Raw genomic sequence first — 8,543 nt, 5'->3', positions numbered from 1 at the left:
CCTGCAGCGAGGTGAGCACCTCCCGCCCGCTCCGTGGTACGCCGGGGACACGCGCGCGAACCCTGTCCATCACCGACGGACGTCTCATCGCACTCAACACCTTTCGTTCTCGTATTCCGGCACCGGACGTGCCCTTCTCGATGTCACCCGGGCACCCATCGCCACGAGTTCAGCGGCCATGGCGGGGCCGGCATTGAAGGCCGGGGTCGCCGGTACGCGGAGCCGGCGCAGGCTGCTCAGGTCGCGTGCCTCGACGAACACCTCCGCGAGGCGGTCGGCATCGTCTGTTGGGAACACCCAACCGTTGTCAGTGGTGACGCGATCGGCATGACATCCGACGGCGTCGCTAACAGCGACCCGCACGCCGTTGGCCTGCGCCTCCGCGACAACGAGACCCCACGGCTCGTAGCGCGACGGCAGGACGAAGAGGTCGGCCGCCGCGAAGACGGGACCGAGCTCGTCCTGCGGCAGCGCGCCCAGGACACGGATACGCGGATCGGCGGCAGCCGCGCGGTCGACCAGGGACCGTTGCGGCCCCTGCCCCACGATCACCAGCCGCGCAGCGGGATCGGCGAACGCCGCGAAAGCGGACAGCAGCGTGTCCAGTCCCTTGGCCGGCGCGAGTCGCCCCACGAACAGGATGACGAGCCCGTCGCCGAGGGCGTGTCGGGTCCGCAGCGCCGCAGCCTGCTCCGGGCTCGCGACGGGCGGCCTGGGCAGACCGAACGGGATCAGGTGTCGGTTGCCGAAGCCGTACTCCGCCCAGTACCTGTCGTTCTGCGCTCCCACCGTCCACACCCGGGCCCGCCGCCCGAGGATCGCCCGCAGCAGCAGCCGCTTTCCCCATCGCCGCACTGCCGGCCGTCGGCGCTCGTCGAGCCAGTTGCTGTCGGACCGGAGCACCACCTGGGCGCCGCGCAGCCGGGCGGTGAGCACGGCGAGGACGTTCGCGAGCCGGGCGTAGCCGAAACAGCAGACGACCTTCAGGTCGGGGCGGAGCGCGGCGCGCACCAGGGCCACGCACCTCGACACCGTCCCGCCATCAACCACCTCGTGCGGATGAGCCGGCACGGCCGCGCCCCAGCCACGATCCGCGTCGCCCCGGTGATAGAGAGCGTGCATATCGAGACCCGCGACGTGCAGGTGGTCGAGCACCGGATTCCGGTATGGAGTGGGCACCTCCACGATGAAGAGGACCTCCGCCACGATGCGTCAGCTCCTCTCCCGGACGGCGGTCGTGCCGCTCGGTACGCGGCCAGCGCGCCCCTGCGGCGGCGGACCGGTCACGTCGGTGAACGTGTCAGTGCGGACGAGATCGACCACACTGTGCGTGGCCTGCCGGGCCCGCCAGGCGCGGTAGGCCTCGCCGGCCGCGGCCCGCCTCGCGTGACGCTCGGCGACGCCGTCGGCTGCCATACGCTCGATGACCCGGCTCAACTCCGCGGGGGAGAGCGCCGGGAGGACGACACCGCCGCCGCCTTCGAGGACGTCGGTCCAGGGTGTCTCCGCCGAGCAGACCACCGGGCACGAGGCGGACAGGCTCTCGGCGATGACGTGCCCGAAGTTCTCCCCGCGGGTCGGCAGCACGAAGGCGTCGTAGCGCGTGAAGGTGGCGCGGACCTCGGCCGGAGGCACCGGACCGCGGTACCGGACCGTCACGGTGGCAGGTAGCTCGTCGCACAGCCGTTGACACTCCCGCCAGTACGACGGGTCGTCCACCGGCCCGTGGATGTCGAGACTCAGCGGGCGGCTGACCGTCGTCAGGGCCCGCAGCACCACGTCGAGGTTCTTCATCGGCGTGATGCGGCTGAGGAAGACGAGTCGCAGGCGATCGTCGTCGTGCTCCACCGGCGGTGCGGGGTCCACCGGCAGCAGCGTCTGGTTCTCCCGTAGCACGATCCGCGCTCCGGGAACGAGGGCGCGGATGTGCGCCGCCTCGCGATCGTTCGTCGCATGCCAGAGGACATCCCGCCGGCCCAGGAGCCGACGCCAGAGGGCCAGGAACAGCCGCTTCTTGTGCGACCGGATACCGAGCGCCCCCGGCGAGAACTCTCCGCGCGGCGCGATGAGGATCCGCTTCGCGGAAACCAGCCCCAGGATGGTCGCCAGCACCGGCAGCAACGAGAAGGTCGGCTGCCAGACGCTGTTGACGTAGAGCAGGTCGAACGGGCCGGCCGACCGCTGAGCGCGCCAGATGCGCCACCAGTGCCGCGGGCTACGGCGGTTCAGATAGAAGACCCGGGACCGGGACCGGGTCGTCCACCGTCCGGACAGTCCCGGATATGGCGTCCGGCAACCGAGATCACGGTCATTGGTGACCAGCGTCAGGCGCACGTCCGACGGCACCCCGTCAACCATGCAGACCATGGATCGCACCGGACCGCCGGCACGATAACCCGGTTCGAAGTACGCCGAAGTAGCCAGCACCCGGTAGTCGTGCTCAGAGGGCACTGGACTTGAGGGCGATCGCACGGCCGGCACTTTCCCAGGTGAAGTCCGTCAGCTCACGGCCGAAGTGTCCGTACGCCGCGGTCTGCCGATAGATCGGGCGGAGCAGGTCCAGGTCACGAACGATGGCTGCCGGCCGCAGGTCGAAGACCTCGGTGATGCTCCTGCTGATCGTCGACACGGGCACGTTCTCCGTGCCGAAGGTCTCCACGGAGAGGCTGACGGGGTGCGCCTTGCCGATGGCATAGGCGACCTGTACCTCACAGCGCTCGGCCAGACCCGCGGCCACGACGTTCTTGGCCACCCATCGCATGGCATAGGCCGCGGAACGGTCCACCTTGGACGGGTCTTTCCCGGAGAACGCGCCACCGCCGTGACGGGCGTAACCGCCGTAGGTGTCGACGATGATCTTCCGTCCCGTCAGACCGGCATCGCCCATCGGTCCACCGACTTCGAATCGTCCGGTCGGGTTGACCAGCAGCCGGTATCCGTCCGTGTCCAGGTCCAGGCCTTCGAGTTCCGGGGCGATGACCTGTTCACGGATGTCCGGCGTGAGCAGCGAATCCAACGCGATGTTCGGGGCGTGCTGGGTGGACACGACCACCGTGTGCAGACGGACCGGACGCATTCCCTCGTACTCGACGGTGACCTGCGTCTTGCCGTCGGGACGAAGATAGGGAATGGCGCCGTTCTTGCGTACGGCAGCGAGTCGGCGCGCCAGTCGATGCGCGAGCGCGATCGGCAGAGGCATCAACTCGGGAGTTTCCGAGCAGGCGAAGCCGAACATCATGCCCTGGTCACCGGCACCCTGGGTGTCCAACGCGCTGGACGAGCCAGACCGCACCTCGATCGCGCTGTCGACACCCTGAGCGATGTCCGGAGACTGTTTACCGATGGAGACGCTCACACCACAGGAGGCGCCGTCGAATCCTTTGGCCGACGAGTCGTATCCGATGTCGACGATCAGCCGGCGAACGATCTCCGGGATGTCCACCTGCGCCGTCGTCGCCACTTCGCCGGCAACGTGCACCTGGCCGGTGGTGAGGAGAGTTTCCACGGCGACCCGGCTACGAGGGTCGATGGTGAGCAACGCGTCCAGGATGCCGTCGCTGATCTGGTCAGCAACCTTGTCAGGATGCCCCTCGGTGACTGACTCGGACGTGAAAAGGCGGCCTGACACAATTACTCCCCCTGGTTAGCAATGCTCATTACGGCAAGCGCTGGCGCAATGAAACAACGAGTTGCCGTACGATCAGTTACTTGGCCGGGCGGTCAATGTTGGCGCATCACCGACGGGCGCGGGCGGTCGTCTTAAACATCGATTCCGGCTCGGTCGGACGACGGGCAAGCCACGCCGTCGCGATTACCAACATGGCCAGAACCACCAACCGGGGCCCGGTACGGGTCATGTAGGTGAACCCACCCACCCAGACCAGATCGAAGAGACCGACGGCGAGAAGAACTCCGCCGACGTACCGGCCGAGCGCCGTGGGCGTGGTCAGCGGCCGCGCCGATGCACGAGCCAGGAACCGGTCGATGGCGGACACGGCGAAACCGGTCACCGGAATCATCACCGCCATGCCGACGACACCGAAATTGAACAGCCACTCGCCATACCAGAGGGCCGCCACGGAATGGCCGGTGCCGGCCAGTCCGGGCGCGAGGTAAGGCACCAGCTCATAACCGAAGCCGACTGGTTTGTCGGGCCAGAACGCGCGGGGCACCAGGGCGACCGCGGCGGCGAAGAAGGTCTCGCCCCATCCCCGGGGCAGCAGACCGATGGTGTTCATCTGCCAGAGTTCGGCGAACGCGGACATCGGACTGACGGCCGATCCGAAGCCGTCGCTGTCCACGTCCGAGGCTGCCCCGCCGGCGCGCAGCGCGGCGAGAAACGACAGGGCCGGAATTCCACCGAGGATCACGATCCCCTTGGTGTAACGCCGCCGGTCGCCGTGAGCCAGGACGACGAGCAGGGCGAGGGCGAGGGACCCGAGGACGATGCGGCCGAATCCGTTGAACAGATAGAAGAAATAGACGGTGAAGGCGACGGCACACACCGATCCGCACAGCACCTTCCACCGACCGAGTGGGCCACGCAGCAGGCCCGCCGCCAGTAACACGACGCCGACGAAGCCGACCGGCTTCGCCGTGAACTCGGTCTCGGCGTCAACCAGCGAGGCGATGACGGCGACGGCGAGGAGGACCAGCCCGAAGGTGAACGCCCACCCCGCGGTGCCCGCGTCCACCCGGGCGGCGTCAGACCGGGCCCTGGAGGGCGCGCCATCACCCCAGAACAGCATCCAGGTGAGCACATGACCGAAGAAGCAGACGGCGACGGTGGTGAACAACGGGATACCGGGATCGGTCGCCACGTTCTTGATGCTGTGGTAGAAGCCGCCGAACCCGACGAAGACCGCGAAGGCGAGGTTGTAGATCCCCACCGCCGTGATCCGCGTGCCCCCGTGCCGCCAGAAGACCCAGGTGCCGAAGAGGATGGCGAGGAGACTCAGGGCAATGGTGGCCTCGCGGTGCCAATCGGTTGCCAGGGCCGGGTTGAGAACGAAGCAGGCGGCACCGGCCACCAGCCACGCCGTACCGGCGGCCAGGTTCCGCATGAACTGGGGCACCCCGCCGGCGCGCGGGCGGGCGTGCAACGCCGAACGGCTGACCGGTGCATGGATTGTCCCCATGGGAGCGGAGCGTATCGGAACCGCTACCGCTCGATGCCTGATTCACATTCTTGGCCCGCCGGTCATGCCTGCACCCTCAATCCGATCCCCTTCCGCCCCGGGTCGTCACGCGAGGGAGCGACACCGACACGGCCAGCTACCTCGCACCTCTCGACCTATTGACATCGATCACCCCCCAGCAGAAGGCTCGCGCCTACAGGTCCTTCACCCAAGGAGGCGCGATGAGACCGAGACGACTGGCGATCGCCAGCGTGGTCACCCTGCTCGGCGCACTGGCGTTGACCCCGCCGGCAAGCGCGAAGCCACCGTCCGAACCGGGCGCCCGCGACGGCCTGGAGGTCTACGTCGGCACGGTCGACGCGAAACAGCGGGACCAGCTACGCGCGGCGGGGGTCGACCTCGGCCACGACGCGAAGACGGACTCGACCGGCACGACGACCGTCGAGACGGTGCTCAGTCGCCGGCAGGCGAAGCGGCTGACCGACCAGGGCGTCCCGTTGTCGGTGAAGAAGGTGCGCGGCAAGGACGCGTCGCAGGCGCTGCGGGAGCAGGCGGCGGCGGGCTGGACGGCGTTCCGGCCCTATGGGGAGCCGGGCGGTCTGCGCGACGAGCTGAACGCCACCGCGGCCCGTTATCCCAAGCTGACCAAGGTGGAGACGATCGGCCGCACCCAGCAGGGTCAGCCGATCGTCGCCGTGAAGGTCACCAAGAACGCGCGGACCGTCGCGGACGGGAAGCGGCCCGCCGTGCTCTACGCCGGCGCGCAGCACGCCCGCGAGTGGATCACGCCGGAGATGACCCGCCGGTTGATGCACCACGTGCTGGACAGCTACGGCACCGACCAGGAGATCACGAAACTTCTGGACACGACCGAGCTGTGGTTCCTGCCGGTGGCCAACCCGGACGGTTACGACTTCACCTTCACCTCGGGCAACCGGCTGTGGCGCAAGAACCTGCGGGACAACAACGGCGACGGACAGATCACCTCCGGCGACGGTGTGGACCTCAACCGCAACTTCAGCTACAAGTGGGGGTACGACAACGAGGGTTCGTCACCGGAGCCGAACAGCGAGACCTACCGGGGCCCGGGCCCCAACTCGGAGCCGGAGACCAAGGCCCTGGACCAGCTCTTCAAGCGAGTCGGGTTCGAGTTCTTCGTCAACTATCACTCGGCGGCCGAGCTGCTGCTCTACGGCCTCGGCTGGCAGGTGAGCACTCCCACCCCGGATGACGAGATCTACAAGGCGATGGCCGGGGACGACGCGCACCCGGCGGTGCCCGGTTACGACCCGGACATCTCCGCCGAGCTGTACACGACCAACGGTGACACCGACAGCCACGCCACCGTCCGGTACGGCACGCTGGGCTTCACCCCCGAGATGTCCACCTGTGAGGCCGCCTCGGCGGTCGACCCGGACGACGAGTGGCGCCCGGAGGACTGCGTCAGTGGCTTCATCTTCCCCGACGACGAGACGTTGATCGCTGGTGAGGTGAGCAAGAACCTGCCGTTCGCGCTGGCCGTGGCCAAGTCGGCGGCGGACCCGGACGAGCCGGTGTCGGTGGTCGGCCGGAGCACCCCGGACTTCGTGGTGGACGCCTTCGACACCTCGTACGGGCGCACCCAGCAGGTCGCCGCCATCACCCGGCGGGCGCTCAAGAACGTGAAGATGCACTACACGGTCAACGGCGGGCGACCGAAGACCGTCGCGGTCCGCGAGTGGCGCGGCGGCGAGCGGTACGGCGGCACGCACGACGACTACTACGCGGAGCTACGCGGGACGGTCGGCGGCACGAAACCGGGAGACCGGGTGGAGGTCTGGTTCACCGGCAACAAACCCCGGTCCGGGGTGGTCGCAAGCGTTCACTTCACCTACCGGGTGCACAGCGACATCGGCGGTGACGTGCTGGTTCTCGCTGCTGAGGACGTCACCGGTCTCAGCCCGGCGCAGACCGGCACCTCCGCGAAGTACGCCGACGAGGTCGCGGCATCGTTGAGCGCCGCCGGGCGCAGCAGCGACGTGTACGACTTCGACGTGATGGGCCGTAAGGCGCCGCACCCGCTCGGGGTGCTGTCGCACTACAAGGCCGTGGTGTGGGAGACCGGCGACGACGTGATCATGCGTTCGCCCGGCCAGGTCGCCGGCACCACGGCCAAGGCGGCGCTGGACACCGAACTGGCCGTCCGGGACTACCTGAACGAGGGTGGCAAGCTCCTGGTCAGCGGCCAGTACGCGTTGTTCGCCCAGGGCGCCAACGGTTCGTACGTCTACCACCCGGACGCGCCGCCGGAGTGCACCAACGCCGACGACCTCACCTGCCTGCCGCTGCTGAACGACTTCCAGCAGTACTGGTTGGGGGCGCACACCTACGTCAGCGACGGCGGCACCGCGCCGGAGGGAGAGCCGTTCCCGGTCGCCGGCCGCGACGGCGCGTTCACCGGCTTCAACGGGCAGCTCAACGCGGCCGGTTCGGCGGAGAACCAGGGGCACACCGCGTCGTTCCTGACCACGTCGAGTTTCCTGCCGCCGGACGAGTTCCCGCAGTTCGCCAGCTCCGCACCGGTGGGCTGGACCCGACCGGGTGGCGCGCCGTTCGACCCGCGTACGGGTGAGTGGTACCTGCACAGCGGGCAGGCCGACGAATCGTACAAGCGGCTCACCCGCACGGTGGACCTCAGCGGGGCGACCAACGGAGAGCTGCGCTTCTTCACCTCGTACGAGATCGAGCAGAACTGGGACTTCCTCTTCGTCGAGGCCCACGAGGTGGGCAGCGACAACTGGACGACACTGCCGGACGTCAACGGCAAGACCAGCACGGTCACCGGGGAGAGCTGCGCCTCCGGTTGGGGCCAGTTGCACCCGTTCCTCGCCCACTACCAGGGCGCGGGCTGCTCCCCCACCGGTAGCACCGGAAGCTGGAACGCGGCGACCGGGACGTCGAGCGGTTGGAAGGAGTTCGTGGTCGACCTGACCGCGTACGCCGGTAAGCAGGTCGAGGTGTCGATCACGTACGCCTCGGACTGGGCCACGCAGGGCCTCGGCGTCTTCCTGGACGACGCCCGGGTCGTGGTTGACGGGTCGACGGTGGCGGAGACCTCGTTCGAGTCCGCCGACCTGGGCGGCTGGACGGTGGCCGGGCCTCCGGCCGGGTCCGGTGGCAACGCCAACGACTGGTCGCGCAGCCAGCAGGCGTTCGAGGAGGGCTCGGTGGTGGTCACCGGGGACACGGTGTACCTGGGCTTCGGGTTGGAGGGCCTCTCCCCGGCGGCCCGCGATGACCTGGTCGCCCGCTCGTTGACCCACCTCACCGGCCCCTCCTGGACCCGCGCACCTCACACTTCCTCCTCGTGACGACGGCGGCGATGGCCGGCGTGGGCCTCGTTGGCGTGGCGACCCTGCTGGTAGG

Annotated in this window: 5 protein-coding genes; 1 reads left to right on the top strand and 4 read right to left on the bottom strand. The window is 68.8% G+C overall.

What is annotated here, in order from left to right; translation table 11 throughout:
• Positions 1 to 93 precede the first annotated feature (93 nt).
• From ACWCO3_RS26870 to ACWCO3_RS26855, 4 genes are all read right to left on the bottom strand, one after another.
• A complete protein-coding gene (locus ACWCO3_RS26870; RefSeq protein WP_145784227.1) occupies positions 94 to 1,206 on the bottom strand; it encodes a glycosyltransferase family 4 protein in 1,113 nt (370 codons plus the stop codon).
• Positions 1,207 to 1,212: 6 nt separating this feature from the next.
• Complete coding sequence (locus tag ACWCO3_RS26865) at positions 1,213 to 2,367, bottom strand: glycosyltransferase (RefSeq protein WP_358163102.1); 1,155 nt, start codon at positions 2,365 to 2,367, stop codon at positions 1,213 to 1,215.
• Between the two features lie 73 nt (positions 2,368 to 2,440).
• Positions 2,441 to 3,628 carry a methionine adenosyltransferase gene (gene metK, locus ACWCO3_RS26860; protein WP_145784232.1) on the bottom strand — a complete coding sequence of 396 codons (1,188 nt, stop codon included), beginning with the start codon at positions 3,626 to 3,628 and terminating at the stop codon, positions 2,441 to 2,443.
• Positions 3,629 to 3,734: 106 nt separating this feature from the next.
• Positions 3,735 to 5,138, bottom strand: coding sequence for a hypothetical protein (locus ACWCO3_RS26855; RefSeq protein WP_145784234.1), 1,404 nt, complete (start codon positions 5,136 to 5,138; stop codon positions 3,735 to 3,737).
• A gap of 221 nt (positions 5,139 to 5,359) precedes the next feature.
• Between ACWCO3_RS26855 and ACWCO3_RS26850 the strand changes: the two genes are divergently transcribed.
• A complete protein-coding gene (locus ACWCO3_RS26850) occupies positions 5,360 to 8,488 on the top strand; it encodes a M14 family zinc carboxypeptidase (protein ID WP_450012668.1) in 3,129 nt (1,042 codons plus the stop codon).
• The last annotated feature ends 55 nt before the right edge of the window (positions 8,489 to 8,543 follow it).

The sequence above is a fragment of the Micromonospora sp. NPDC002411 genome (genome assembly GCF_053592955.1).
The sequence above is the reverse complement of the archived record's forward strand: the minus strand, read 5'-3'. Positions and strand labels throughout refer to the sequence as shown.

What these genes read in the sequence shown, in the direction of transcription:
- ACWCO3_RS26850 (WP_450012668.1), top strand. Translation starts at nt 5,360, where the DNA reads ATGAGACCGAGACGACTGGCGATCGCCAGCGTGGTCACCCTGCTCGGC.
- ACWCO3_RS26865 (WP_358163102.1), bottom strand. Translation starts at nt 2,367, where the DNA reads ATGGTCTGCATGGTTGACGGGGTGCCGTCGGACGTGCGCCTGACGCTG.
- ACWCO3_RS26855 (WP_145784234.1), bottom strand. Translation starts at nt 5,138, where the DNA reads ATGGGGACAATCCATGCACCGGTCAGCCGTTCGGCGTTGCACGCCCGC.